Origin of the sequence: Micromonospora sp. NPDC047134, from assembly GCF_040643455.1 — a bacterium.
Taxonomy (GTDB): Bacteria; Actinomycetota; Actinomycetes; order Mycobacteriales; family Micromonosporaceae; genus Micromonospora.
Genome location: NZ_JBEYUI010000012.1, coordinates 162530 through 187599, shown reverse-complemented (window position 1 = coordinate 187599; position 25070 = coordinate 162530). Strand labels below are relative to the sequence as shown.

Genomic DNA, 25070 nt, shown 5'->3' with positions numbered 1-25070 from the left:
GGGCCGACGCCGGCAACCCACGAGGACAGGTCGACTCCACGGCACACCAACTACTGGCGGCCAGATCTTGCATGAGTCACTCGTAGCTCACCGACGTCGAACCTACCGATACCAACTCCTCCCGGAACCGGCCCACCTATAGAAGCGTCGACGGGGAGAGGGCCCCGCGCTAGGGCGGGCGGGGGTGGGCGGTGGCGGTCAGGGGAGGGTGTTGGTGGTGGTGAGGGTGCGGTACCAGTGGGCGGAGTCTTTCCAGGTGCGCTGCTGGGTGTCGTAGTCGACGTGGATGATGCCGAAGCGACGGTCGTAGCCGTACGCCCACTCGAAGTTGTCCAGCAGGGACCAGACGAAGTAGCCGCGCACGTCGGCGCCGGCGGTCATCGCGTCGTGGGTGGCGGCGATGTGGCGGCGCAGGTAGTCGACGCGGCGGTCGTCGTGGACGGCGCCGTCGGGGGAGACCTCGTCGTCGAAGGCGGCGCCGTTCTCGGTGATCATCAGCGGCAGGTCGGGGTATTCACGGTGCAGCCGCAGCAGCAGTTCGGTCAACCCGGCCGGTTCGATGTTCCAGCCCATCGCGGTGTACGGGCCGGGCTGCGGCAGGAACTCGACCTGCTCCGAGCCGACCCACGCCGAGTGGGCCGAGCGGCCGTGCCCGTCGGAGTCCGACTTGGTCGACACGCCGTCCCAGGCGCGGACCAGGGTGGTCGAGTAGTAGTTGACCCCGAGCACGTCCAACGGCACCGCCGCGGTGCGCTCGTCGCCGTCGCGGACGAAGGACCAGTCGGTGACCCCGGCGGTGTCGGCCAGCAGGTCGGCCGGGTACGCCCCGTCCAGCATCGGGCCGAGGAAGGCCCGGTTGGCCAGTGCGTCGATGCGGCGTACCGCGTCGGCGTCGGCGGCCGAGTCCGAGGCCGGTCGGATCACGTGCAGGTTCAAGGTGACCGACAGCTGCGCGGCGGGTGCCAGCTCGCGGATCACCCGTCCGGCCAGCCCGTGCGCTAGGTTCAGATGGTGTACGGCGGCCAGCGCGGCGGCCGGTTCGGTACGCCCCGGCGCGTGCACTCCGGAGGCGTACCCGAGGTAGGCCGAGCACCACGGCTCGTTGAAGGTGGTCCAGGTGTGCACCCGGTCGCCCAGGGCCCCGACGATGGCGGTGGCGTAGTCCGCGAAGCGCCCGGCGGTGTCCCGCGCCGGCCACCCCCCGGCGTCCTCCAACTCCTGCGGCAGGTCCCAGTGGTACAGGGTGGCCACCGGCTGGATGCCCAGCTCCAGCAGCCGGTCCACCAGCCGGGAGTAGAAGTCCACCCCGGCCTGGTTGACCGGCCCGGAACCGCCGGGCTGCACCCGGGGCCAGGCGATCGAGAACCGGTACGCCCCGACACCCAGGGCGGCCAACTGGTCGAGGTCGGAGGCCCAGCGGTGGTAGTGGTCGGCCGCCACATCGCCGGTGTCCCCGTTGAGGGTGCGTCCCGGGGTGTGGCTGTAGGTGTCCCAGATCGAGGGTCCCCGGCCGCCCTCCTTGGCCGCCCCCTCGATCTGGTACGCCGCCGTGGCCGTACCCCAGATGAAGCCCGGGGGGAACCGTACGTCGCTCACCTCGCCACCTCCGTGATCTCGCAGCGGTATCCGGACGAGACTCCCGCCACCACCTCGGCGGTGGCCGTCCCGTCGCGGTAGTGCACCTCGAACTCGGTGCCCGGACCGTCGCCCGGCGACGGGATCCGTACCCGGGTGCGTTGCCCCGGCGTCGGGGCGTACAGCCGCAACCGGACGTCGTCGGCCCACGGGTAGTCGGGCCGGTCGGTGACCGACCCGAAGGGGATGACCGCGCCCGGCCGGGCCAGCACCGGCACGGTGTCGAAGCCGTGTTTCTCGTTCACCCAGCCCGGCCCGGTGACCTGGGCCCCGGTCATCAGGTTCGTCCAGGTGCCGGCCGGTACGTAGTAGGTGACCTGCCCGTCGGCGCTCATCACCGGGGCGACCAGCAGATCCGGGCCGAGCATGTACTGCCGGTCCAGGTAGGCCGTGGTCGGGTCGTCCGGGAACTCCAGGATCATCGGCCGCATCACCGGTATCCCCTCGCGGTGGGCCTCGTCGGCCGCCGCCGCCAGGTACGGCATCAGGCTCAGCTTGAGCCGGGTGAACCGGCGCAGCACCTCGACGGCCTCCTCGTCGTACGCCCACGGCACCCGGTACGAGCCGGAGCCGTGCAGCCGGGAGTGGGAGGAGAGCATCCCGAAGGCGATCCAGCGTTTGAACACGGCCGGATCGGGGGTGCCCTCGAAACCGCCGATGTCGTGGCTCCAGTAGCCGAAGCCGGAGGCGGCCAGGGACAGTCCACCGCGCAGCGACTCGGCCATGGCCACGAAGGTGGACTCGCAGTCGCCACCCCAGTGCACCGGGAACTGCTGCCCACCGGCGGTCGCCGAGCGGGCGAAGACCACGGCCTCACCCGTGCCGCGTTCGGCCTCAAGCAGCTCGAAGACGGTCTTGTTGTAGAGGTAGGAGTAGTAGTTGTGCATCCGCTGCGGGTCGGCACCGTCGTGCCAGATCACCTCGGTCGGGATGCGCTCGCCGAAGTCGGTCTTGAAGCAGTCGACACCCATGTCGAGCAGCACCTTCAGCTTGTCGGCGTACCACCGGGCGGCCTCGGGGTTGGTGAAGTCGACGAGCGCCATCCCGGCCTGCCACTTGTCCCACTGCCAGATCGACCCGTCCGGGTTGCGCACCAGGTAGCCGGCCTGCCGTCCCTCCTCGAACAGGTAGGAGCGTTGGGCGATGTACGGGTTGATCCAGACGCACACCTTCAGGCCACGTTCGTGCAGCCGGCGCAGCATGCCCTCCGGGTCGGGGAAGGTGGCCGGGTCCCAGATGAAGTCCACCCAGTGGAACTGCCGCATCCAGAAGCAGTCGAAGTGGAACACCGACAACGGCAGGTCCCGCTCGGCCATGCCGTCGATGAACTCGGTGACGGTCTTCTCGTCGTACGAGGTGGTGAACGAGGTGGACAGCCACAGCCCGTACGACCAGGGGGGCACCCGGGCCGGGCGACCGGTCAGCGCGGTGTAGCGGCGCAGCACCTCCTTGGGGCTGGGCCCGTCGATCACGTGGTAGGTCAGCGACTGTCCGGGCACGCTGAACTGGGTCTGCGACACCACCTCGGAACCCACCTCGAAGGACACGTGCTCCGGGTGGTCCACGAACACCCCGTAGCCGGCGCTGCTGAGGTAGAACGGCACGTTCTTGTACGCCTGCTCGCTGGCGGTGCCACCGTCGGCGTTCCAGATCTCCACCGTCTGACCGTTCTTGACGTACGCCCCGAAGCGCTCGCCCAGCCCGTAGATGGTCTCCCCGACGCCGAGGGTCAGCCGGTCGTGCACGTACTTGCCGCCCTCGGCGTCGGTGACCACCCCGATGCTGCGTTCCGTGGAGGAGGTGACCAGCCGGTCGCGGCGCAGGAAGTCGACCTGCCAGGGCCCGGTCAACGCCACCCGCACGGTCAGCTCCCCGGTGGTCAACCGGGCGCTCAGCCCGGTCACCTCCACCTGCACCGGGTGGTCGGTGGTCTCGGCCAGGGCGAAGCGGGGCTGTTTGGGCAGCCCACCATGGTGGTGCCCGACGGTCACCCCGACCACCCCGGGGGCGGGGGAGAAGAAGCGTACGGTGACCACCGGGCGGTTGAGGGTGTCACCTCTGCCGGTGATCCTGCCGATCGGCGCGAAGACGGTGAACGAGCGTTCGTCCGGCTCCACCGATTCCACCGCGCCGGGTCGCAGCACGGTGACGCCGGGACGCAGTTGCCAGTACCCGTCGGTGAACTTCACTTTTCGGCTCCTGCCTGATGAGTGTCGGGCCGGTTCTTCGTCAGGGCCCGCGTCGGGTCACCGCACGACGCAGGGCCGGGGTGTCGTCGTCCGCACCGGGCCGTCGGCGGCCGCCGGCTCGCGGGTCCGCCACCCTGCCGCCTCCGGTACGCGGCGGGCCGCTCGATCCGCGTACCTGAAGGGCGCACGGCAGCAGTTGCTGGTGGATCTCCCGGTCACCGCCGTCGACCTGCCGCAGCAGCATCTCGATGGCGATGCGGCCCAGCGCCGTCCCGGGCGAGTTCATCGCGGTCAGTGCCGGGGTGGCCAGTTCGGCCACCTGCGGCGAGGTGACCATCGAGACGACGGAGACGTCGTCCGGCACGCTAAGCCCACGGCTGTGGAGTTCGCCCAGCAGACCGAAGACCGCGCTCTCGTTCATCGCCAGGATCGCGGTCAGGTCCGGTGCCTGGCACAGGGCGGTGGCCAGGGCCCGACGCCCGCCGGCCGCACTGTCCTGGGTGGGGATCATCAGCGGCTCCAGACCGTGTGCGGCCATCGCGGCGGTGAAGGCATCGCGGGTACGCAGAGCCGGGCCGTACCCCTCGGCGATGGCCTCGGCGGAGTGGTTGACGTAGACGATCCGCCGGTGGCCGAGGTCCACCAGGTGACCGACCGCCTCGGCCACGGTCCGGTCGAAGTCGATGTCCACGTACGACAGGTCGGTGGTGTCGGCGGTACGGCCGATGAGCACCAGCGGGATGTCGAGTTCACGCAGCACCTCCACCCGCGGATCGTGCAGTTGCACCTCCATCAGCAGCGCCCCGTCGAGCATCCGCTGACTGGCCAGCCGGCGCAGTTCGTCGCGTTCGCCGACCCCGATGGGGGCTAGCACCAGGTGGTAGCCGGCCGCGCTGGCACCGGCCGCCGCGCCGGTGACGAAGGCGGTCTCGGTGGCGCCCAGGCCGCGCTCATCCATCGGCAGCAGCAGACCGAGGATCCGGCTGCGCCGACTGGCCAACCCGCGGGCCATGGCGTTGGGCTGGTAGTCCAGCTCCGCCATCGCGGCCAGCACCTTGTCCCGAGTGGCCTGAGAAATCGGCCGAGTACCGGTCAACACGTACGACACCGTGCTGACCGACACCTGTGCCAGCCGCGCCACATCATGCATGGTCGCCATCGCGCCACCTCCCCCCCCGATGAGCCCGGCCACCGTGCCTACCCCGTCGAAGCGGTTAGTCGAAACGGTTCGACGAACGTAGGCCACCGATCCCACCCCCGTCAATAGGCGCCCACCAATGAACCCCCCGCCCCGTTGATCATGAGGTTAGCGGCAGCCAGGGAGATCAACTTCGCCGTCAACCTCATGGTCAACCACTTCGGGGGTTTGGCCGGTGGGTGGGGTGGGGGGTGTGGGGGGAGTTGGGCGGGTTAGGCGTCGATGTTGAACTTGTTGAGCAGGGAGGGGGCTAGCAGGCCGATCGAGGCCAGGATCGAGATGACGGTCAGTGCGGGGCGGACGATGGCCACCTCGGTGCGCCCGCCGGCCCGCAAGGCGATCTTGTCGGGCAGGCTGATCGGCGTCCACATCCGGCGCTTGATCGGAATCGGCCAGAGGATCGGCACCCCGGCCCTGGTGATCATGTCACCGATGATGTGCACGAAGGCACCCACCCCGACCGCCAGGCCGATCATCGGGTACCCCCGATCGCCGGGCAGGTTCGCGGCGGTGAAGGCGGCCGCGCCGGCCGAAACCAGGGTGACGATCACCCAGCCGGCGCGTTCGGCCCACTTGTCGAACAGGCCGCGCAGCGCCAGGCCGATCATGAAGAACAGGATGCCGATGACCGCCCACTTGCCGTACGTCGCGCACAGCGTGGTGGTGCCCCAGCCGAGCAGCACGGTGAACGGAATGGTGTGGGTCAGCGTACGGTGGCCGTTTGTGCGTTTCGGGTCGCGGCTGAGCTTGGTGGCGTAGTAAACGCCCAGCGAGATCTTCTCCACCACCTCGGCGACGAACAGCGAGAAGACACCGAAGGTACGGGCCACCGTCGCGCCGCCCTTGTTCCGGGTCACCTTGCCGGACAGGTCGAGGTCGGGCAGCAGCGCCCCACCGGCACAGACGGCCGTGCCGACGGCCAGCGCCAACGGAGACTGCTCGTAGTCGTAGAACTGCTGCAGCGCCCAGGACCCGCTCAGCCATACCGCCGCGCCGGACAGCGCGTGCGACGGTCCCATCATCTCGGTTGCCCTCCCCAGGGATCTTGAGCGCCAAAACTACGTCACTGTAGTTCGCCGCACCGCCGCAGGGGCATCACTGCGACGTCCACAAGGGACGACATCGGAGCGTGGTCCGGAGACCGAGCCGACCACCAGGGATTATGGCAGTCGGAACGGGCTCGCCAGAGCCCTGTGTCGGCCATGGGACGCGGCGTACCGCCCTTCGCGTTGTGCGACCCAGTGGACCTTGTTCTCGATCGACCAGTGACCGCGGATCCACCCTGCGAGGTGCTCCGGCCTGGCTTGGTGAACGAGTAGGTCGGTGATGGCATAGACGGTTTCGGTGGTGAAGCGTTTCGGCTGGTCGAGGCGCCGGCGGCGGCGTCGGATCTGCAGTGCTTGGGCGGCGTGGGGGAAGTCGATCCCGGTGGAGATGGACAGGATCTTCAGGGTGCGGATCTCCCGGCGGCCATGACCACGGTCGCTGTCACGGGTGGGGTCGGGAACGCCTCGCCAGGGAAGCGGGCCAATTGGGCGTGCAGGCTGGGCTGGTTGCCCTTCACGGTGAGAATCCAATGGGCGCCGCGTTCGGCTAGGTAGGCGACGTGTTCACGCTGGCAGTGCAGGGCGTCGGCGGTCACCACGACCTCGCCGAGGTCGCCGAGTTGGTCGAGCAGGGGTGCGAAGCGGGTGATCTCGTTGGTCTTGCCGTCGACGTCGGTGCTGGCCAGCACGACACCGGTGGCCTGGTCGGCGGCGGCCAGGACGTGCCGGGCGACGGTGTCGCCGGTCCGGGAGCCGCGTAGCGTCTTGCCGTCCACGGCGATCGCCCGGGGTGTTCCCGCCGACGGCGCGGGCAGCTGTGTGGCGAGCCAGGCTCCGATCACCATGGCCAACCGGTCGGCGTCCAGGGTTTGCAACAGCCTGCGGATCATGGCCTCTGACGGCCGCCGGCCAGGGTCGATCCCGAGCACAGCCGCGGTATCAGCGGGTAGATCAGCGACCCATTCACCGATCGTCGCATACGAGCGGTAACCAGCGACGACCGCGCAGACCGCCGCCGCGACCACGGTTACCAGAGCATGCCGGACTCCACGCCGGGCACGTGGATCGGGCAGGGAACCCAACGCCGTGAGCAGGCCGGCAGCAGAGGCCACCGCAGATGCCCTGGGTGGTGCGGTCGACAACGATGAGATCAGCGATGGTGACAGCGCGGGCATGGTTCACTTCAGGTAGATCAACAGGCCTCGAGAACCTCGATGATCTTCTGGAACGTCATGCCCGCCCTGCTGCCCACACCAAGGGCGCGTCTACGCCAACCACCTCGACCCAGACACCTCTCACGACTTGGCCGGGGCCCTGACCCGCTGGGCCAGTCGTCACATGACCAGACCATTCGCCATCCTCGAACTCGCGAAGTGATCTTCAAACGGCCGTGGGCAGAGGAGCAGGGGATCCGCGTGACGACCACGCCCAATCCTTATCTCGCAACCTTATTCACCGAGAGATAGCTCACGTCCATCGATGCATCACGCTTCGTGTTGGGCGGCGTTCGACCTGGACTGGTCGAACGCCATTGTGGTAAATCATCTACCTTCGCGACATAACTTACAGTCACGAGGTGGTTACTTGACGCTTCTGCCGGGGCTTGTGAGGATCCTTCTATCGCAAGTGGCATCAGCTACTTAACGAACCGTCGGTACAACCTTGAAAGGGAGGCCCGCATGAAGGCCCGGAGAATCGCGCTGCGCCGTTTCGGAAGTTTTACTGCCGCCATCTCTGTTGCCGCCCTACTTGCCGCATCGAGCAGCCTTTCGGCGGCAAGCGCAGATCCAAGTCCGGGTCCCTCGCTACCCGACCAAGGCTCTACGACGGCACCAACCAACGGTGAGCTGACCGTTAAGGACATTCTTCGTGCTAACCCTGACGCGAAGCAGGTGCGCGCGGGCGTGGTCAACATCGCTCCGGGCGTCGACGTAATCCTGCCGCCCAGCGACGGCAGCGCCAACAACGCGCGTGCTGCCGCCGATATCTGCGACTACTACCACCTTTGCGTGTGGGAGCACGCGCTTGTCGACGATTTCGGTGCAGGGCTCGGATTCTATGACTGTCAGCCCTCAGGAAGCCTGATCAATCTGGGCGGGATGCGGTACCCGGACGGCGCCTGGGTCGGCACTGGCACCTCGGGGCCGAAGTGGAACGATCGCATCTCAATGTTCGACAACAACCAGACGCCTGGTACGGCCACCTACTTCTACAACTACACTGGAAGTAGCTGGTCGAACGTTCTGACTAGCTACGCGTACCAACGCGTTTCCAATCTCCGCTATAGCCCGAACGGCAACATTAACGACATCATCGACGGAGTCCACGTCTGCACCAGCTGACGACACCTTTCGCTGACAGTGCGTGGGCTTTCCGAAGCAGGAAGCCCACGCACTGTTCCTTCATTATCCTATAGACGAGCGGCGGTCGTATTCGAGGAAAAGGTTGTAGGCAACCACCTGTTGTGGAGTTGCGAGGCGGACGTTCTCATGCGCCAACAAGTCACCGGTCCTCGGATCGAAGACCAGGACCATCTGGAAGCCGTGCTGCCTGTCGTCTGTAGTCACGGCGACGCCCTGACGTCCCGCTCGGTCAGTCACCGCTCCGCGCCACTGGAATCCCTGGACATCAGCGAGCGTTTCGATGATTTTGCTCCGAATCGCCAGCGGCACCACGTGCACGCGGTAGAGCTCGTTGACAGCCTTCGCCACTGCTGGGGCGCCCGAATCGGTCCGGAGCACGGAGGCCAGATCGCCCGGATCAAGAGGTTCCCGGGCTCCCACCGCTCCGGACGAGGCAACGACGGGCCCGGCCGAGCCCGAGTTCGCACCACTGCTAGCCAAGATCGACTCCCAGTAACGTCGGGACTCCTCATCCGGGAACTCGGGTTGAAGGTCCCTCACCCGACTCTCACCTGTCCCGCGAGAGTCGGACCATGTCCAAGCCTCCCGTGCTAGACCCATCTGCCGATTGTCCGGACCCAGTGCCCGCGTCGCTCCCCACGACCGCAGATGGTGGTACACGTAGCCGTCCGACTTCGCGTCATGGTCTGCGGCCGTGATACTGGCTGCCAGATTGCGCAGCGCGGGAGCCGCGTCGGGAGCCGCGTCTCTGATCTCGTAGGAGATCGGTGTGAGGACGGTGCCAGCGACGGCGGGCCCGGCCTGCGGAGGTAGCGGTAGCACATTCGGATCTGCCGACGGCCGCCCGAGCACAACGGCGACCGAACCGGCGAGCAACACGGCGGCAAAGGCAGGTGCAGCCACCAGAACAGCACGTCGACGGGATCGAGTGGCCCTCGGGCGTGACGGGGACGGATCAGCGCGCTCGGCGCGGGCGATGACCTGGCCAGCCGATAGCGTTGGCTCCACCAGCGCCACACGTTGGGCGGGGTCAGCCGGACCGAGAAGGTCCCGTAGCTGCTGCGGCGTGTTCATCGTTCTTCCCTCCCGGGATTTGCGTGTTCTTGACTGACGAGGTTGTTCCCATCGCGTTTCGCAGCCGCCAACGCGCGCGGTGCAGACGCACACCCGCGGTAGGTCGGCTGCAGCTGAGCACGACAGCTGCCTCTGCCAGCGTCAGCTCCTCCCACCCGATCAATCGCAAGATCTCCTGGTCGGTCTCGCTGAGGCTGTGTAGGGCGTTGATCAGATCCAGCAGGTCTCCGGCCGACTCCGGGTTCTGGGTATCCGCCTGATGTTGAGGGAGATCGATCATCGAGGTGACGATGGGTCTGCCGCGGCGACTGCGCCACCGGTTGGCGAGAACCCGCCTGGCTACCCCGTACAGCCACGGCAGGCCGTGCTGGGGGACATCGACGCGACGCTGCCATGCCACCACGAACACCTCTTGCGCGACTTCCACCGAGTCATCCATGCCCGTAGTGCGGCGAAGCCCGTATCTCACTATGTCCTGGTAGTGGGTGGCGTACAGGTCGGTGAACCAGTCCTCGCCACGCTCACCCGACGGCCCCATCCGGCCTCCTGACTCACGCTTGGAAACAACTACTACTGCTTGTGTCAGCCAAGGCCCCGCCGTTACCCCTCCAGGAGAAAATTCTTATGATCGGATGCCTCGCCGTCCATGCCGACCCCGGGCCAACTCTGCAAAAAGTGCGGCGATCACATCGACGTAGACGGGTTCGGCGGCCACGGCCGTGGTCACGACTGTGTCCTTCCTGATGTAAGTGAGTGTTTGAGAAGGGGCGTGGCGGACTCGGTGTGCGGCTGATGATCGTGGATGCCTGGTTGCCTTCGGCGTGCCTCGTAAGCGTCGGTACCCCTCGTGGACGCGATCCTCTACGTCGTGCGTACCGGCTGCTCCTGGCGGCAACTCCCGGCGGACTTCCCGCCATGGCAGACCGTCTACTGGTACTTCGTCCGGTGGGAACAGGAGAAAGTCACCCCACGCATCCTCGACCACCTCCGGGAACAGGTCCGCATCAGCCAGGGCCGCAACCCGCAGCCGTCCGCCGGAATCATCGACTCCCAGAGCGTCAAAGCGGCCGACACCGTCGGCACCGACAGTCGCGGCTACGACGCCGGCAAGAAGATCAACGGCCGCAAACGATTCATCGTCTCAGAGGCCGCGCCATCCGACTACGCAACCGCCCTGCTGGCGGGGGAGAGGCGCGGTGCGTTTCCGGGATTGCGGACTGGTGCGACACGGTGCGGGCTGCGGTGTCCGCCGGCAAGCGTATGCACCGAGTCCACGTCGTCACCGAGCCGCTGTCGGACTACGTCCGGTTCGAATGTGGCTGGCCCTACGAGCACACTGTCGAAGCCGGCGAGGACGTCCGCCTCATCGTGGTGTCCGGCGACGACTGGCCGGCTGCGCTGCCGCACTACGACTACTGGCTGTTCGACCCCTCTCGAATCGTCGCCATGTAACACGACGAGGCAGGGCGGTTCGTCCCGGCGAGCTGATCACCGAGCCCGCCAAGATCGTGCAAGCAAACCTGTGGCGGGACGCCACCGTCGCCGGATCGATCCCCTGCCGGCAGTACTCGGGCGAACTCCAGCTCAGTCCCCCGTAGCCGGCACCTCGACGTCGGCGAGGAGGGAAAGCCGCGCATACCCGGTGCACAACGAGTCGTCCGGCGACGCGACGCCCAGTCCGTCGTCCAACCGGCACGGTGTACGGCGGAATCAACCTGCCCGGACGCGCGACAGCGCCCCCACCGCCTCCTCGTCAGCTTCCTCTCGACGTGCCCCGATTCGTCAACCGCGAACAGACCCTTGTCCGCTTGTCGGGCGTCGTGACAGCCAGCGTCCACGGTGTATCAGTGGACCGTCGCCGAGCGGTTGCGATCCTCGCCCGGCGCGATGGCCGGGCGCCGCGCGATCCTCGCCCGGCTCGGTGGCCGGGCGCAGCGCTTGTACGTGCGGCGCGGCTCCCAGCCCGGGTCAGCGCGCGATCCTCGCCCGGCTCGGTGGCCGGGCGCAGCGCTTAATGAGCAGCACTTATAGCGATCCAGCGATATGACTCATTGACAGATGCAGTCCTATTTGCTCACTTAATCCACATTTTCCGGTTCGGAACCTCTCCAGGGTTCCGTGGTCACTTGGGGTTCCTAGATCACCAACACTCCAGGCTGGAGCATCCCGGAATGAAGGCTACGCGGCGACCCCGACGCACAGTAGGAAGCCGCCGCCCGATCGATCGCGCTCGACGGTTCGCAGCAATTCGGCCGATGTCGCTCCAGCCGGTACAGACCGTGAATGGCGTACAACGATCAACGGCGAAGATCACGTCGACACGCCGATCCCTCGTCAGAACGTTGAGGCTCCGGCCACGAGCATCCGGGCTGTATCCGTCCACCAGTAGAGGACTTCCCGGCCTGACCGGCGCTTCTTCAGCAGACCGGCCTCCGTTAGTACGCGCAGGTGACCACCGACCGTGCCGAGCGGGAGTCCGGTCGCGGCGACCACGGCCGTGGTGCTGACCGGCTCAGCCGCCTGCACCAGAATCCTGCTCCGCGCATTCCCGAGCAGGCGGCGCAGGGGATCCGGTGTGCCGGGAGCCGCCTCGGTGAAGATCCCCGTCACCGGATAGACAATCCCGAAGCGGTCGGGCAACCTCCACGAGACCCAGCCTCCCCGGCAGTGGGCCGCGAAGAACGTCAGCTCTCCGCCCCGCACGTCGCACGGTGGATAGGGCCGCTCTTGGACCTGTAGCCGGCCGTCGCCGAGCCACCGCATGCCCGGACGCATGTCGTTGATGACCCCGGACCATCCGTCTCTGCCCAGCCGGGAGATCCGGGACACCACGTCGGCGCGCAATACCGACTGCCGGCGCGGCCATTCCACCTCGACCGTGTGGTGCCAGACCCAGCGCAACAGAGTGGCCGTCCGTCTCGCTAACCCGGTACCGCGCAACTCCGGGGCCAGCGGGGAACGTACGCGGGCCAGATCATCACGGATGCGTTCGTCCGACAGCGACTCCAGCTCCACAAGTTCGTCGTCCAGCGTCATGTTCGGGCGGGCGGGCGGCACCGTCAGGAAGTCAGCCATCCAGAAGGACGAGATTGCGTGCGCCACGATAGCTGCGGTCACCGGGTCGCCGTCGAGGTAGCCGTGGAAGGCGTCGACATGCTGGTCCCGCCAGACCCGGTGCCACGGAAGCGGCTGGCCTCGGCGCAGGATATTGAGCGCTCCCAACGTCTCTGTGAGCTGTGACGTGCCAAAACGCGCCTGCACCATCACCTCGGTGTCGACCAAGAAGACCGCCACGTTTCGCCTCCAGTCGAAACTCTGGGGTGGCACTAGGCGATACCCCAAGCTCCTGGCCATGCAGAGTGACACCCAGCCAAGTGACCCGACGACCGTGAGCGCGCGAAACTTCAGGGCTCTGTGGGCCGGTGCCGCGGTCACAAACCTGGCCGACGGCGTCGTCAAGCTGACCCTGCCCCTGGTGACCGTCTCGATGACGGACTCTCCTGCTCTGGTCGCTGGTATCAGCGTAGCCAACACTCTGCCCTGGCTGTTGTTCTCGCTGCCCGCCGGCGTGCTCGCCGACCGGGTCGACCGTCGGCGCCTGATCATGATGATGGCCGCCGCGCGCGCCCTGGTCCTCGCCGTGCTCGGGGGCGGTGTCCTCGCGGACGTGCTGCCGCTGGCCGGCCTGTACGCGGGGGCGCTGCTCCTCGGCACCGCCGAGGTGTTCGCCGACACAACTCGGATGTCAGTCGCGCCGATGGTCGTGCCTCGCAATCGCATGGAATCCGCGTTCGCCAAGTTGACCGCGACCGAGACCGTGGCCAACGAGTTCATCGGGCCGCCTCTGGGTGGCCTGCTGGCCGCCGCCGGACTGGCCGTCGCGTTCGGCGCTGGCGGCCTGGGCTACGCAGGCGCCCTGCTCGCCTTGGCAATCATGACTGGCCACTACCGCAGCAACCGCTACTCCAGATCGGCGACGAGCGCGCCCAGCCTCCGCGCCGACATGTGGTCCGGCCTCCAGTTCGTGTGGCGGGAAAGAGTTCTGCGGACCCTGCTGCTGCTGGCCGGCGCGGCAAGCGCATGCTGGGCGGCCTGGATGGCGGTCATCGTTGTCTATGCGGTCGCGCCCGGACCGATGGACCTGAGCCGCGCGGAGTACGGCATGCTGATCGGCGCCTTGGGAGTGGGCGGCGTCGTGGGCGCCTCCGCCGCGCCCGCGCTCACCCGCCAGCTAGGGCGGCAGATCGTCCTCGCCATGTCGATGGCTTGTTTCACCGTGCTGCTGGCAGCGCCAGCGATCTCCTCGTCCGCCCGGCTGATCGCGGTAACGACCTTCCTGGGCGGTGTCGGTGCCGGCGCCTGGAACGTCACCTACAGTTCGTTGCGGGCGCTCGTCGTGCCAGACCAGATGATGGGGCGCTACAGCGGGGTCAGCCGCCTGATCAGTTGGGGATCGATGCCGCTCGGGGCTCTGGTCGCCGGCTTCACCGCAGAACTGATCAACGTCAGAGCGGTCTTCTGGGGCGGAGCAGCGCTCTGCGCCCTCGTGCTCGCCGCGACGTTACGAACGGTCACATCGCCCGAATTCCAACGGGTGGAAGCCCGCGCGACCGCCTCTCACGAACCTGCGCCGGCCCAGCCACATCACTTCTGACTTCCAGCCACCCCGGCGGGGTCAATCCTCAGTTGGAACCCACCGGTCCGACCCACGATCCGGTCCTCGTCCTGCACCACGTCGAAGCCAACCGCTACGCACGATGAAAATGGCTGTCAGTAGTACGTCGGCTGCCGCTCTTCCGGGTCCGCATGCACCACGTCAAGGTTCCTGTTTGCGACGAGGCGGTCGACAACCCCACGGTCGGCTCCGATGCCGGCCCAATGAGGGTCGACGTCGCTGGCGAAACACCACGCATGATCCGCAGGCCAGACGAATGCCGGCGCTGAGTAAACTTCGGAGTCGAACAAGTCGCTCCACCCCATCAAGTCGTTCAGGGTGCCGGTGAACAGGACGTATCGCCGGTGCGGAAGGTCCAGCATGGGTCCGGCAGTCAGTGCGGGATTCCGGAACGTCGCGCCGCCCTCCCATACGCAGACATAGCAGTCGCGCGTGGAGGAGCTGTAGTCGGCGAGGGCCTCCAACGCTGTTCGGGCTATGTCGATCTCAGTAGATCGGCGAGATGGCAGCCGTACGTCCGACTCGCGCATCTCCGGAAGGACCGGATCGGGCAGGTAGCGAAGGCGTGCGTACGCGGGGAACGAGGCCGGCCCGAAGGTGATCAGCCGCGTCGGGTCGACATCGGTCGCATACAGCCACGCCGCAGCAGAGAGCTCGTCAGTGGGCTGCAGTGTCATCGTCGGAATAATAGTTCGCTAGTTGTAGTGGCCATGAGCGTCTTTGACGGCGTGTCGGCTTGAGCCATGGAGAGACCCCGGCGAGGTGTGAGGCGCTGACGCCCATACCTACCGGAGGCCTCTATGGCCCACCGTAAACGCCCGTGACCGTACCGGTGACCGTGGTAACCCGGACAAGGACCCCGACTATCTCATCGAGGGGCACGTCTTCGACTGTTACTCGCCGCAGGCCCGGACGTCGGTGCGCAACGTGTGGAGTCAGGTCCGGGAGAAGGTCGACGATGAGCAGACGCAGCGGGTGGTGCTGAACTTGAAGGATTGGGAGGGTGACGTGGCGGCTTTGCGGCGGCAGTTCGACCAGTGGCCGATCGGCGGGTTGAAGGAACTGGCGGTGGTCACCCGCGACGGTACGATCCGTCAGATCGTCCGTGAGACTGAGAGGGCGTCCTGATGGCCGTGGAGTTCCGCCTGGTCCTGGCCGGCGCCCCGCCCGTCGCAGAGGTAGCTGCCCTCACCGCTGCCGACCCCCGCGAAGTCCCACGCCCAGCGTCGAACCCGGCCCTTTTCTCCGCCCGCCTGTACGAACAACGCGGCTACGCCATCACCGTCCGCGCCGGAACGGACGGCTATTGGGAGGCCGAAACCGACGGCGAGGCCCGCTGGGAATGGGCACCCACGTCGTACGTTTCCGTGACTTTTTCCATGCGGGCCGACGACATCGTCGAGAAGGGAATCCCCAACATGATGGCGGCGGTCACGAGGGTCCTCGCAGGCCGCGATGAGGACGCGGCGCTGGTGCAGGACGGCAACTACCTTCTCTTGACCCGAACCGACGGCGTCATCCACACCTACCGCCCGGACTGGTGGCACCACTACGGCCTCGACCGCTCCTTCGCCGGCTGACCTGCGCTGCGTGCCACTGGCGGGCTGGGGCAGTCAGCTCGTGTGGACCGTGCTGAGGTGGTTGTCCCACCAGGATGGCCGGTGTTTGCGTAGGGTCCCGGCGACTCGGGTGAGCAGCAGCCAGTTGCCGTTCAGCACGAGCGCGGCGTCCTCGGGGCGGCCAGCGAGCACGCGGGCCACGGCCGCGACCATGTTCGGTGTTGCGGCGCGCAGAGAGTCGTCCTTGGGCATGTGGAAGACGATGTTGACGTAGGTGTCGGGTTCCCATTCCCACTGGGAACCGTCGTCGTCTTCGGCATCGAAGTAGCCGTTGCTGCCCGAATAGATGCTGAGGCTGTACCCGGACGTATGCGTAAGGTCCGCGCCAAGCAGTCGGGGATAGCCGGGCCGGATCGACTCCTCGACGCCATCCGGGGCGGCGAGTTCGGCCACCTGTTCCAGCGGGATGTTGCCCGCCAGCGTCAGTCGGTATTCAATAGCCACGCGCTGCCTGCCTTCTCAGTCTCGCCGACTTTGAGGTCGCCGCGCCAGTCCTGCAGATTCAGCACCACGCGTTGGGTCTGCTGGCTGGTCACCTTTCCCGACACCTCCGTCCAGACCCCACGCACGGCCTTGCCGGGAGTCGGGGAGTAGCAGTCGAATACGTGCGGCCTCCACCAGGTAGTCCGGTTCCTTCTCCGGCTTTCCGACATCGTCGGTGTTTCGCCACGCCTCAGCGTTCTCCCGTCTCGTCGGGTGCTATGGACCCTTAGCCCGCTGCCTATTAGTGGTGAGGCTGCGTTGTTCGCGCGGCCGGAGTTTGTTGCGATCCTCACCAGGCACAGTGGCCGGGCGCAGCACGCATTGCCGACGGCTTACGCGCATACAACGACTCGTTACGACCCTCACCCGGCGCGTTGGCCGGGCGCAGCTACTCATGAGCAGTCATAGCGATCCGGCGATGCGACTTGTGGGCACAGCCAGTCCGCGTTGCCCACCTAATCTACATCTCCCAGTTCGGAACCTCCCCAGGCTAGGGCGCCGCCCTCGATCCCATTTCGGGACCGGGCTGCCACACGTCCGTCCGCTGATCGATCGCTGCTTCGTGGAAGGCGTCCGCGAGAGCCACGATGACGGCGTTGATGCCGGGGCCGTCGCTGAAGAAGTAGTCGGCCATGGTGTTGTGGGCTTCCTGGTTGTCGACGACCGCGTCGATGACCGCCGCTTGGAAGTCCTGGGATTCCATGAACTGCTTCTTCGAGTTCACCTTGGCCTGGTTGACCAGGTCCGGGTAGGCGAGCAGCCGCTGCACCAGTCCCTGCACGAACTCACGGACCTGAGACGCGGAGAACGACTCGGCGCCGAAGAGGTCGTTCATCTTGTCGATGACGACCTGTAGTGCCACGTACTTCGGCTCCTTCCGGGTGCCGGTGCCGGCGGCACCGATGCCCTTGAGCTGGCCGTCACCGGTCAACGAGATGTCGACCGCGGTCGCCTTGGTGTGCTTGACGCCGACCAGGACCACGTCGGAGAGGTCGACCTCTGCCGACCAGGAGGAGTCCGTAATGACCTTCTCCAGGAGCCGCAGGAAGATCGACAGCATCTCCAGGTACGGGTCGCCGTAGTCGACGATCTGGCTCATGAAGTCGTAGAGCCGGACGTAGGTGGAGACGTCTTTGCGGAACAGGTCGAGGGTGTTGAGTGTGACCTTGTCGTCGGCCTCGATCGCCGCAGCGTAGCGGCGGGCGAAGTCGTTCTTGGCCGGGCTGATCGCGGCCGAGAGCGCGTTGTTGCCTTTGCGGGTGACCCATAGTTCGGCGACCTCGCGCACCTGCTCTGGCGTGTAGATCCCGGCTTGGGCGAGCTTGTTGGAGAGGTGGACGACGACGTACGGGTCGGTTTCGGTCTCCAGGGTGGCGTTGGTGAAGTACGGCTCGAACGCAGTCCGGATGTCCTCAGGCTTGTTCACGAAGTCGATGACGAACGTTTTTTGCTTCTGCTCCCCGCCCGCAGTGCGGTGGGTGCGGTTGAGCCGGGACAGCGTCTGCACGGCGGTGACCCCGGAGAGCTTTTTGTCGACGTACATCGCCGAGAGCAACGGCTGGTCGAACCCTGTCTGGAACTTGTTGGCGACCAGCATGACCTTGTACGTCGTGCCCTTGAAGGCGGCGGCGAGGTCCGCGCCGGCTCCGGGGTTGAGCTTGGCTTCGGTGAACTCCTCGTCTTTGCTCGGCCTCGGCCCCCAGTCCGAAGTCCACTCCTCGTCCTCGTCCATTTTGACCGAGTTGGAGAAGGCGACCAGGGTGCGGTAGTTGTACGACGCGTCCTCGGCGGCCCGCTTGGCGATGTAGGCGTCGATCGCCTTCTTGTACTTCACCGCCGCCTTGCGCGAGTCGGTCACGACCATCGCCTTCGCCTTGCCCTCCAGCAGGTGAGCGACGTTGATATGGAAGTGCTCGACGATGATCTGCACCTTCTGGCTGATGTTGGTCGGGTGCAGCTTCACCCACCGCATCAGCCCCTTACGCGCCGTGGCCTCTTCCACCAGCTCGCCGTCGGCGCTCTCGGCCCGGCCGGCGATCTTCAGTGCGGTGTCGTAGGACTGGTAGCCCCTGAGCACGTCGAGGATGTAGCCCTCCTCGATCGCCTGCCGCATCGAGTAGAGGTGGAACTCGACCGGCTTCCCATCGGGGCCCTTGCGACCGAACAGCTCCAGGGTCTTGTTCTTCGGCGTCGCCGTGAACGCGAAGTAGGAGATGTTCTCCGACTCGGCCCGCTCGGTCATCTCCGAGGCCAGGATCGCCTCGACGTCGACCTCCCCGCCCTCCTCGATCTCCTTGATCTCCTCAGCGGTCAGCACAGCCCGCAGCTTGGAGGAGACCTTCCCGGACTGCGAGGAGTGCGCCTCGTCGGCGATCACCGCGAACCGCCGTCCCTTCAGCGACGTGTCGGCCTGGATCTCGTGGAGGGCGTGCGGGAAGGTCTGCACCGTGACCGCGATGATCAGCTCCCCGTTCTTCAACGCGGTCGCTAGCAGCCCGGATTTCGACTTCGCCCCCGCTTTGCGAACGTCCTCCCGGCTGATCGTGGCCACGATCTTCCCCGACCCGTCAATCTGCCGGATCGCGTCTTGGAGCTGCCCGTCGAGCACGTTGCGGTCCACGACCACGATCACCGAGTCGAAGACCTTCTCGTCGTTCACGTGCAGCCGCGCCAGCCGGTGCGCGGTCCAGGCGATGGTGTTCGTCTTCCCCGACCCTGCCGAGTGCTCGATCAGGTAGCGATGCCCCACCCCCTCCTCGCGCACTGCGGCCACGATCTTCGTCACGGCCTCCCACTGATGGAACCGTGGAAAGAGCATGCTCGTACGCCGCACCGACGTGCCGGTCGCGACGTCCCACTCCTCCTTGGTCTCCACGATCATCAGCCGGCCGATGATGGTGAGCCAGGCGTCCTTCTCCCAGACCCGCTCCCACAGGTACGCCGTCGCCGACCGTCCGCCCTCAGCCGGCGGATTGCCCGCGCCACTGTCGTGCCCCATGTCGAACGGCAGAAAGTGCGTCTTCTCGCCCTCCAACTTGGTGGTCATCGCGGCCAGATCGTTGGAGACCGCGAAGTGCACCAGCGCCCGATGCCCGAACGACAGCAGCGGCTCCGGCCGCCCGTTGGTCAGCGGGTGCCGGTTCTTGCGGTACTGATTGATCGCCTCATCGAGGGACTGGGTGAAGTCGGTCTTCAGCTCGACGGTGGCCACCGGGAGCCCGTTGACGAAGAAGACCAGATCGATGCTGCGCCGGTCGGCGGTGGAGAAGTGCACCTGCCGCATCACCCGCACCCGCATCGCCGCATACTGCTCATTGGTGGTCGCGTTCAAGCTGGTGTCGGGCCGAAACTGCGCCATCTTCAACCGACCACCACCGATGTACAGCACCCCGTTACGCAGGATGTTCAGCGTCCCGCCACCATGCTCAAGAGGCTTGTCGAGCGCCGTGGTCAGCACATCGAGAAACTTCGCCTGCGACCCCGCCGCCTTCAAAGCCTTCGTGTACGCCGGCTTCTGGGTCTCCTCCAGCCAGGCGAACAGGTCCTCGGGGAAAAGCGCCCGCTCCCGGTCATACCCGGTGTCGTTCGCCGAGTACAGCCACCCGTGGGACTCCAGGTACGCGCAGATCTCGGCCTCGAAGACGACCTCGTTGTGATCGGCCATCACGCCATCTCCCGTACGTCGATCTGCCCCGTCACCGCCGCCGTAATCAGCGCCGCCCGCCGCTCCCGAGCAAGCTCTACGAACCGCTCCGCCTCAGCGACGAGTGCATCAATCTTGGTCGTCGCCTGTTTCAACTCTACTGTCAGCCGACGCTGTTCATCGAGCGGTGGAACCGGAAAGCGGAGCGCGCCGATGATGTCGGAGTTCAGGTTTTCCATCGTTGAACCAACGGAGGCTAGCGCAAGGGCATCGCGGTTACGACGACTCCTGAATACGATCGCGGCGAATGATGGATCCAGACGTGCTCGGTCGAGCCGAACAACGGCTGACCCCGTTCCGCACAGGAATCCCTCCGCAGATGGCCCGATAACGGCACAGCGCCCGAGGTCACCCCGACGCGCAGCGATCAGGTCGCCCTCCTTAAGCCTATGCCTGGCCAACTGCTTTGCCTTCTCAGCACTGACCGCGATTCGTGGGTCGGGCATCACCTCACCCGCGACGATGTGGGACGGATTGATCACCGGGATCCCCCCATCCTCGTACTCGTCAGACTTCAATTGGCTACCGAAAGGGCCTGTTTGGACCAGCGCCGCAACGGTCTTGAGGGGCGTGTTCCAGTCCAGCAAGGCGACCTCTCGCTCGACGACCGCCCACCGCCGCTCGTTGAGCATCTCGATCAGGCGCTGCTGCTCCTCGATGAGCGTGTCGATGCGGGCGAGCTCGCGGTCGAGGTAGTCGGCGATGGCGCGCTGCTCCTCCAGCGGCGGCACTGGTATCGGCAGGTTGTCCAGATCTGGCTGCTGCACTCGGCGGTCGAAGGTGGTCTGTGCACGCGTGTACAACAAATACTGATCAAGGTAAGGCTGCGATCGCAGTAGGTAATGAATGAACCGTGGCAGCAGAGTGTCACGGGACCTGAAGACCCTGTAATCAGGGCTCACTGCTCCGACCCGCCGAGACACGCCGATCCCCCCACCGATCAGCCACATCGGGTTGACGACGAGGTCGTCGACCTCGGCGACGAGGTATCTCGGCAGGCTGCTCTCGTCCGGCTCCTGTCGCCCTCCCATCTCGGCGCGCGCAACCACTTCACCTGTCGAGCGCAGCGACAACATCTCATAGGAGAGATCGCTGTTGCGCCGATCGAGTCGGTCGAACAGGCCCTTGAAGCGAACGACGTCCCACGACTTGGGCCTGGTTTCCAGCAACGAGGAGACAGCCCGGTGCGCACCGATCAGCGTCATTGAACTCATCCCTCGACCTCCCGGAGAAGGTCGAGAATCTTGGCTACCTGCTTCTCCAGGTCCGCGTCGATCTCAACGAGAGGGCGGGGCGGGACGTACTCGTAGAAGTGCCGGGTAAAGGGGATCTCGTAGCCGGTTTTGACCTTTGTCCAGTCGATCCAGGCATCGGGGACGTGCGGCTTCACCTCGGCGTCGAAGTACGCCTGGATGACCTCGACCTTGCCCGTCGGACCGGCGGTAGAGCCGCCGTAGGTGAATGGGACGTTCTCGGTGTCGCGCTTCTTCGTGTCCGGCTTCGGCTTGCCCTTGCGGTCAAGGACGGGGTTGCTGGACTCGTCGAGTAGGGGGCGTTCGACGGTGATGGTCCAGTAGCCGAACTCGTCAGTGCGTAGCACCTTGGAATAGTCCGGATCGGCGTCGATGAAGTCGGCGTACAACTTCACCACCTTGGCGCGGTCGGCGTCGCTGATCTCGCGGCCCTTGGACCCGAGGTTCTTGCGCATCTTGGTCCAGAACGATGTGCCGTCGATGAGCTGGACCAGGCCCTTGCGGTCAGGGTGCTTGGTATTGTCGAGGATCCAGATGTAGGTGGCGATGCCGGTGTTGAAGAACATGTTCGTCGGCAGCGCGACGATGGCGTCGACCAGGTCGTTCTCCAGCAGCCACTTCCGGATGTTGGAGGGACCGGACTCGGCGGCGCCGTTGAAGAGCGGTGAGCCGTTCATCACGATTCCGGCCCGGCCGCCCCCGTCCTCCGGCGCCCGCATCTTGTGAACCAGGTGGAGCAGGAAGAGCATCTGCCCGTCCGAGGTCGACGGCAGGCCGGGAGCGAACCGGCCGTAGGGGCCCGCCTCGTCGCGCTCTTTCGTCACCGCCTTGGCGTATTGCTTCCAGTCGACACCGTAGGGCGGATTGGACATACAGAAGTCAAATGGGCGCCCCTTGAACGCATCGTCGGTGAGCGTGTTACCGAAGGCGATGTTGGTCGCGTCGTGGCCCTTGGCCAGCAGGTCGGACTTACAGATCGCGTACGACTGCGGGTTGTACTCCTGCCCGTACAGGCGCAGCTTCGCGCCCGGGTTCTGTGCAAGCAGGTGTTCCTCGGCTAGGGCGAGCATGCCGCCGGTGCCCGCGGTGGGGTCGTACAGCGAGCGGACGATGCCAGGCTCGGTCAGCTCGGCGTCCTTCTCGGCGAAGAGGAGGTCGACCAGCAGCCGGATCGCGTCCCGTGGGGTGTAGTGGTCGCCGGAGGTCTCGTTCGCGGCCTCGTTGAACTTGCGGATGATGTACTCGAACGCATCGCCCATGTCGGCGTTGGAGACGACGTCCGGATGCAGGTCGACGGCCTTGAAGGACGTGACGACCTCGCGCAGTAGCTCCGCCTTCTCTAGGGCGAGGATTTCCTTCTTGAAGTCGAAGTACTGGAACACATCGACATCGGGCGAGAAGCGGTCGATGTAGTCGGCCAGGTTGTCCGCCAGCCCGTCGGCGTCAGCCAGCAGGTTGGCGAAGGAGTAGTTCGAGGTGTTGTAGAACGGCCGACCGGTCGCCTTCTTGACTTCGATCTTGAGCCGGTTGGGGTTGTCGTACTTCGCCGCCAGCGCGCGCACCGTGTCTCGGTCGGGCTCAAGGATGCAGTCGAGGCGTCGCAGGATTGTGAGCGGGAGGATCACGTTGCCGTACTGGTTGGGGCGGTAGGGGCCCCGAAGTTGGTCGGCGATCGACCAGATGAAACTACCGAGGGTGCTCACAAAGCTCCTTACGAGGCTCACTCGACGACAGGTGTTGGACGCCCAGCATGAGCCCGCGCAAGCCGTCCGAACAAGCGGTGCACGGTCTCCAGCAGCCGGTGCGCCACAAGAACATCATCATCCATCCCACACCACGCGAACCACGAGGTCGGCTTGCACCACGCCGGTCACGTTGAGTAAGTCGTCGTAACCAATCGAACATCCGCTCATGCCGCTGACTGGGCACTACGACCGGTGTCCGCCCCTGCCTCCCTCGGGGTGAGATCAGGTGGTCTCGTTCTTCAAGCGGTGCCCGTTGTACGGCTGGGAGGGCCGCTGAAAGCACGCGCCGGATACGCGGGACTCAACTGTGCGGACGTGGCGGAATCCTTGGTGGCGGTAGTAGTCATGCAGGCGTTGGTTGGTGGTCCAGGCATCTAGCCGTAGCCAGGTCAGGCCCGCTTCGTATGCCCGTCCGCCGGCCCAATCCAACATCTCGCCGCCGAGGTTCTGGTTGGCGTGGCGCAGCGGGATCATCATCTTCGCCGCGTACAGCGCGTCGGCCGGGTCGTCCTCCGGGTGCCACAGTGCTTCTGGGTCTCGGTCCGGCTTCCACAAGCCGTCCACGTCGACATAGGCGGTCAGGGTGATCGTGGCGATCGGTTCCTCGCCGTCCCACACCATCCACGTCTGCCCGGCCGAGACGGTCGACGCTACGGCGGATCGTGGCAGCGGGATGGACCACTGCTCCTCGCCTCGCGCGGCTAGCCAGGCGACCCGTTCGCGTCGCCAGCTCATGATGATGTCAACGTCGCAGGGTCGGGCAGGAACGATGATCACTTCGGTGATTCCTCGGGCCGGAACTTGGCGATGACGGCAGGGTCGCCATGGGTGCTGACGATCCGGTTGCGGTCGCCCGCGAAGACGGTCACGGACACTCGGACCGGCCGCTTCTCGGTGTAGCCGGTGCGGATGAACAGCAGCACCGGAGTGCCTGGCGGCAGTTGCAACAGGGACGCTTCCTCGGGCGTCGGCATCCGAGAGACGTACTCGTCGTAGTAGCCGGTCTGCGGGTAGCCGCGTTCGGCGAGGAGTCGGGTCGTGCCCTGTGGAATGTCCCTCGGCGACAGCAGTTCGGGGATTTCGTTGGCCATGTCCATCGGGTAGTAGGTGTCCTGCACAGACGACGGGTCGCCGTTGATGTGCCGGACGCATCGCCGTAGCGCGGCTGCGGACTCGGGCTCGACGTGCAGACGCTCGGCGAGGTCCTTCGGTAGTAGCTCGATCGTTAGCCGGAAGTCCTGGGACGCCTCGTAGCCCTGAGCGGCGACCTCCGATCGCCAGGCGTCCGTCTCGGCCGTTGGGCCAGCTGGCATCTCGGCCCGGTGGGCGTGAAAAGTGAGAGTGATCTGCTCCCGGACGACCATGCCGCCGCTGCGGCCCGGCACCCGCTCGATCAGACCCTCGTTGATCAGCACCGCAGTCGCGTCGCGGACGGTGTTGCGCGACGCCGTGTAGTGCTCCTGGAGCTGTGCCTCCGTGGGCAGGCGGTCGCCCACGCGCAGTCTTCCGGAGGCGATCTGCTCGCGCAGATCGGCGGCGATCCGCCGGTACTTCGGCTGGTTCACGCTCACGCCCCTTCCTCATTTCGTCCCAACCAATCTATCGGGATGGTCTTGACTGCAGCCCACCGCCCTGTAATGGTTGGTATGAATCCAACCTTACGCGTCGTCATCATCGAGTCACGAAGGAGGCATGGTGAGTGCTAAGGCCCGTGAGCTGGCTCTCGAAATGGAGCGGGTCAACCGCGCCCTCGAAAGCGCCCGCCTCTTCCTCGCTGGCCTCGACCAGGCTGACGACGCCCGCGAGTTGCGGCGGCGGACCTACTCCCCACTTCGCACGCTCGTCGAGCAGGCCGAGCAGTCGGCCGCCCGAGTGACGGAGTACCTGCGGAACGGGTCCGGCTCGTGAGCCGGGTGCGGGGACCGCACCGTTTCCCCCGATCGGGGCGGTCCCTGCACTCACTAGTCGGGGCACGCGGTCGGTGCCGGAGAGCGCCCGGCCGCACTTCTCTCACAGGAAGGTGATGGCAGTGCGCGTCAAATGGTTCGTCCCCGCCGAGGCCGAGCACCGGTACAGCCCGTTCGGCC

20 protein-coding genes and 3 pseudogenes are annotated in these 25070 nt (G+C 66.2%); 7 read left to right on the top strand and 16 right to left on the bottom strand.

What is annotated here, in order from left to right; genetic code table 11:
* Positions 1 to 198 precede the first annotated feature (198 nt).
* The 5 genes from ABZ795_RS16910 to ABZ795_RS16890 all read right to left on the bottom strand — a co-directional run bounded on the left by ABZ795_RS16910 (position 199) and on the right by ABZ795_RS16890 (position 7243).
* Entirely contained in the window at positions 199 to 1596 is a 1398-nt protein-coding gene (locus ABZ795_RS16910) for a GH1 family beta-glucosidase (RefSeq protein ID WP_357531015.1), read from the bottom strand.
* Positions 1593 to 3824: an alpha-xylosidase gene (gene yicI / locus ABZ795_RS16905; RefSeq protein ID WP_357531014.1), complete on the bottom strand. Its 2232-nt coding sequence runs from the start codon at positions 3822 to 3824 to the stop codon at positions 1593 to 1595. Before yicI ends, ABZ795_RS16910 begins: the two co-directional genes overlap by 4 nt.
* A gap of 40 nt (positions 3825 to 3864) precedes the next feature.
* Positions 3865 to 4983: a LacI family DNA-binding transcriptional regulator gene (locus ABZ795_RS16900; protein WP_357531013.1), complete on the bottom strand. Its 1119-nt coding sequence runs from the start codon at positions 4981 to 4983 to the stop codon at positions 3865 to 3867.
* A gap of 251 nt (positions 4984 to 5234) precedes the next feature.
* On the bottom strand, positions 5235 to 6044 hold the full coding sequence (locus ABZ795_RS16895) for a metal-dependent hydrolase (RefSeq protein ID WP_357531012.1): 810 nt from the start codon (positions 6042 to 6044) through the stop codon (positions 5235 to 5237).
* 425 nt (positions 6045 to 6469) lie between these two features.
* Complete coding sequence (locus ABZ795_RS16890) at positions 6470 to 7243, bottom strand: ISAs1 family transposase (RefSeq protein ID WP_357531011.1); 774 nt, start codon at positions 7241 to 7243, stop codon at positions 6470 to 6472.
* A 504-nt stretch (positions 7244 to 7747) separates the two neighbouring features.
* On the opposite strand from ABZ795_RS16890, the gene ABZ795_RS16885 reads away from it, so the two are divergent.
* Positions 7748 to 8410 carry a hypothetical protein gene (locus ABZ795_RS16885; RefSeq protein ID WP_357531010.1) on the top strand — a complete coding sequence of 221 codons (663 nt, stop codon included), beginning with the start codon at positions 7748 to 7750 and terminating at the stop codon, positions 8408 to 8410.
* 63 nt (positions 8411 to 8473) lie between these two features.
* Here the strand turns inward: ABZ795_RS16885 and ABZ795_RS16880 are convergent, their stop codons facing one another.
* A complete protein-coding gene (locus ABZ795_RS16880; RefSeq protein ID WP_357531009.1) occupies positions 8474 to 9505 on the bottom strand; it encodes a CU044_5270 family protein in 1032 nt (343 codons plus the stop codon).
* Complete coding sequence (locus ABZ795_RS16875; protein ID WP_357531008.1) at positions 9462 to 10043, bottom strand: RNA polymerase sigma factor; 582 nt, start codon at positions 10041 to 10043, stop codon at positions 9462 to 9464. The genes ABZ795_RS16880 and ABZ795_RS16875 overlap by 44 nt, the downstream gene beginning before the upstream one ends.
* Positions 10044 to 10349: 306 nt before the next feature.
* Here ABZ795_RS16875 and ABZ795_RS16870 point away from each other — a divergent pair.
* Positions 10350 to 10652, top strand: a pseudogene (locus tag ABZ795_RS16870) (transposase); the annotation flags it as partial.
* A 95-nt stretch (positions 10653 to 10747) separates the two neighbouring features.
* The gene (locus tag ABZ795_RS16865; RefSeq protein ID WP_357531007.1) at positions 10748 to 10957 is read left to right on the top strand and encodes a DUF6879 family protein; all 210 of its coding nucleotides are present in this window, start codon (positions 10748 to 10750) and stop codon (positions 10955 to 10957) included.
* A gap of 882 nt (positions 10958 to 11839) precedes the next feature.
* Here ABZ795_RS16865 and ABZ795_RS16860 read toward each other — a convergent pair.
* On the bottom strand, positions 11840 to 12799 hold the full coding sequence (locus ABZ795_RS16860; RefSeq protein ID WP_357531006.1) for a winged helix-turn-helix domain-containing protein: 960 nt from the start codon (positions 12797 to 12799) through the stop codon (positions 11840 to 11842).
* A gap of 58 nt (positions 12800 to 12857) precedes the next feature.
* On the opposite strand from ABZ795_RS16860, the gene ABZ795_RS16855 reads away from it, so the two are divergent.
* Positions 12858 to 14159, top strand: a complete 1302-nt coding sequence (locus tag ABZ795_RS16855; protein WP_357531005.1) for an MFS transporter — start codon at positions 12858 to 12860, stop codon at positions 14157 to 14159.
* A 116-nt stretch (positions 14160 to 14275) separates the two neighbouring features.
* On the opposite strand, the gene ABZ795_RS16850 is transcribed toward ABZ795_RS16855, so the two are convergent.
* Positions 14276 to 14857, bottom strand: coding sequence for a hypothetical protein (locus tag ABZ795_RS16850; RefSeq protein ID WP_357531004.1), 582 nt, complete (start codon positions 14855 to 14857; stop codon positions 14276 to 14278).
* A 136-nt stretch (positions 14858 to 14993) separates the two neighbouring features.
* Between ABZ795_RS16850 and ABZ795_RS16845 the strand changes: the two are divergent.
* Positions 14994 to 15308 (top strand): annotated as a pseudogene (locus ABZ795_RS16845) (hypothetical protein); the annotation flags it as partial.
* Positions 15308 to 15760, top strand: coding sequence for a SitI3 family protein (locus ABZ795_RS16840; RefSeq protein WP_357531003.1), 453 nt, complete (start codon positions 15308 to 15310; stop codon positions 15758 to 15760). The pseudogene ABZ795_RS16845 and the gene ABZ795_RS16840, both read left to right, overlap by 1 nt.
* A gap of 33 nt (positions 15761 to 15793) precedes the next feature.
* On the opposite strand, the gene ABZ795_RS16835 is transcribed toward ABZ795_RS16840, so the two are convergent.
* The 7 genes and pseudogenes from ABZ795_RS16835 to ABZ795_RS16805 all read right to left on the bottom strand — a co-directional run bounded on the left by ABZ795_RS16835 (position 15794) and on the right by ABZ795_RS16805 (position 24554).
* Positions 15794 to 16243, bottom strand: coding sequence for a SitI3 family protein (locus tag ABZ795_RS16835; protein WP_357531002.1), 450 nt, complete (start codon positions 16241 to 16243; stop codon positions 15794 to 15796).
* A pseudogene (locus tag ABZ795_RS16830) lies at positions 16222 to 16524 on the bottom strand (hypothetical protein). The gene ABZ795_RS16835 and the pseudogene ABZ795_RS16830 overlap by 22 nt, the downstream one beginning before the upstream one ends.
* 248 nt (positions 16525 to 16772) lie before the next feature.
* Positions 16773 to 19946, bottom strand: a complete 3174-nt coding sequence (locus tag ABZ795_RS16825) for a DEAD/DEAH box helicase family protein (protein ID WP_357531001.1) — start codon at positions 19944 to 19946, stop codon at positions 16773 to 16775.
* Positions 19946 to 21199 carry a restriction endonuclease subunit S gene (locus ABZ795_RS16820; RefSeq protein WP_357531000.1) on the bottom strand — a complete coding sequence of 418 codons (1254 nt, stop codon included), beginning with the start codon at positions 21197 to 21199 and terminating at the stop codon, positions 19946 to 19948. Before ABZ795_RS16820 ends, ABZ795_RS16825 begins: the two co-directional genes overlap by 1 nt.
* Positions 21196 to 22941: a class I SAM-dependent DNA methyltransferase gene (locus ABZ795_RS16815; protein ID WP_357530999.1), complete on the bottom strand. Its 1746-nt coding sequence runs from the start codon at positions 22939 to 22941 to the stop codon at positions 21196 to 21198. The genes ABZ795_RS16820 and ABZ795_RS16815 overlap by 4 nt, the downstream gene beginning before the upstream one ends.
* A gap of 264 nt (positions 22942 to 23205) precedes the next feature.
* Positions 23206 to 23760 carry a GCN5 family acetyltransferase gene (locus tag ABZ795_RS16810; RefSeq protein ID WP_357530998.1) on the bottom strand — a complete coding sequence of 185 codons (555 nt, stop codon included), beginning with the start codon at positions 23758 to 23760 and terminating at the stop codon, positions 23206 to 23208.
* Positions 23757 to 24554 (bottom strand): GntR family transcriptional regulator, encoded by a 798-nt coding sequence (locus ABZ795_RS16805; protein ID WP_357530997.1) that lies wholly within the window; start codon positions 24552 to 24554, stop codon positions 23757 to 23759. The genes ABZ795_RS16810 and ABZ795_RS16805 overlap by 4 nt, the downstream gene beginning before the upstream one ends.
* Before the next feature lie 121 nt (positions 24555 to 24675).
* On the opposite strand from ABZ795_RS16805, the gene ABZ795_RS16800 reads away from it, so the two are divergent.
* Positions 24676 to 24891, top strand: a complete 216-nt coding sequence (locus ABZ795_RS16800; RefSeq protein WP_357530996.1) for a hypothetical protein — start codon at positions 24676 to 24678, stop codon at positions 24889 to 24891.
* Positions 24892 to 25070: the final 179 nt, after the last annotated feature.

Excerpts from the sequence above, each read along its gene's own strand:
- ABZ795_RS16880 (WP_357531009.1), bottom strand. The coding sequence starts at position 9,505 with ATGAACACGCCGCAGCAGCTACGGGACCTTCTCGGTCCGGCTGACCCC.
- ABZ795_RS16825 (WP_357531001.1), bottom strand. The coding sequence starts at position 19,946 with ATGGCCGATCACAACGAGGTCGTCTTCGAGGCCGAGATCTGCGCGTAC.
- ABZ795_RS16895 (WP_357531012.1), bottom strand. The coding sequence starts at position 6,044 with ATGATGGGACCGTCGCACGCGCTGTCCGGCGCGGCGGTATGGCTGAGC.
- ABZ795_RS16800 (WP_357530996.1), top strand. The coding sequence starts at position 24,676 with ATGGTGAGTGCTAAGGCCCGTGAGCTGGCTCTCGAAATGGAGCGGGTC.
- ABZ795_RS16820 (WP_357531000.1), bottom strand. The coding sequence starts at position 21,199 with ATGAGTTCAATGACGCTGATCGGTGCGCACCGGGCTGTCTCCTCGTTG.
- ABZ795_RS16850 (WP_357531004.1), bottom strand. The coding sequence starts at position 14,857 with ATGACACTGCAGCCCACTGACGAGCTCTCTGCTGCGGCGTGGCTGTAT.
- ABZ795_RS16855 (WP_357531005.1), top strand. The coding sequence starts at position 12,858 with ATGCAGAGTGACACCCAGCCAAGTGACCCGACGACCGTGAGCGCGCGA.
- ABZ795_RS16885 (WP_357531010.1), top strand. The coding sequence starts at position 7,748 with ATGAAGGCCCGGAGAATCGCGCTGCGCCGTTTCGGAAGTTTTACTGCC.
- ABZ795_RS16840 (WP_357531003.1), top strand. The coding sequence starts at position 15,308 with ATGGCCGTGGAGTTCCGCCTGGTCCTGGCCGGCGCCCCGCCCGTCGCA.
- ABZ795_RS16890 (WP_357531011.1), bottom strand. The coding sequence starts at position 7,243 with ATGCCCGCGCTGTCACCATCGCTGATCTCATCGTTGTCGACCGCACCA.
- ABZ795_RS16900 (WP_357531013.1), bottom strand. The coding sequence starts at position 4,983 with ATGGCGACCATGCATGATGTGGCGCGGCTGGCACAGGTGTCGGTCAGC.
- ABZ795_RS16875 (WP_357531008.1), bottom strand. The coding sequence starts at position 10,043 with ATGGGGCCGTCGGGTGAGCGTGGCGAGGACTGGTTCACCGACCTGTAC.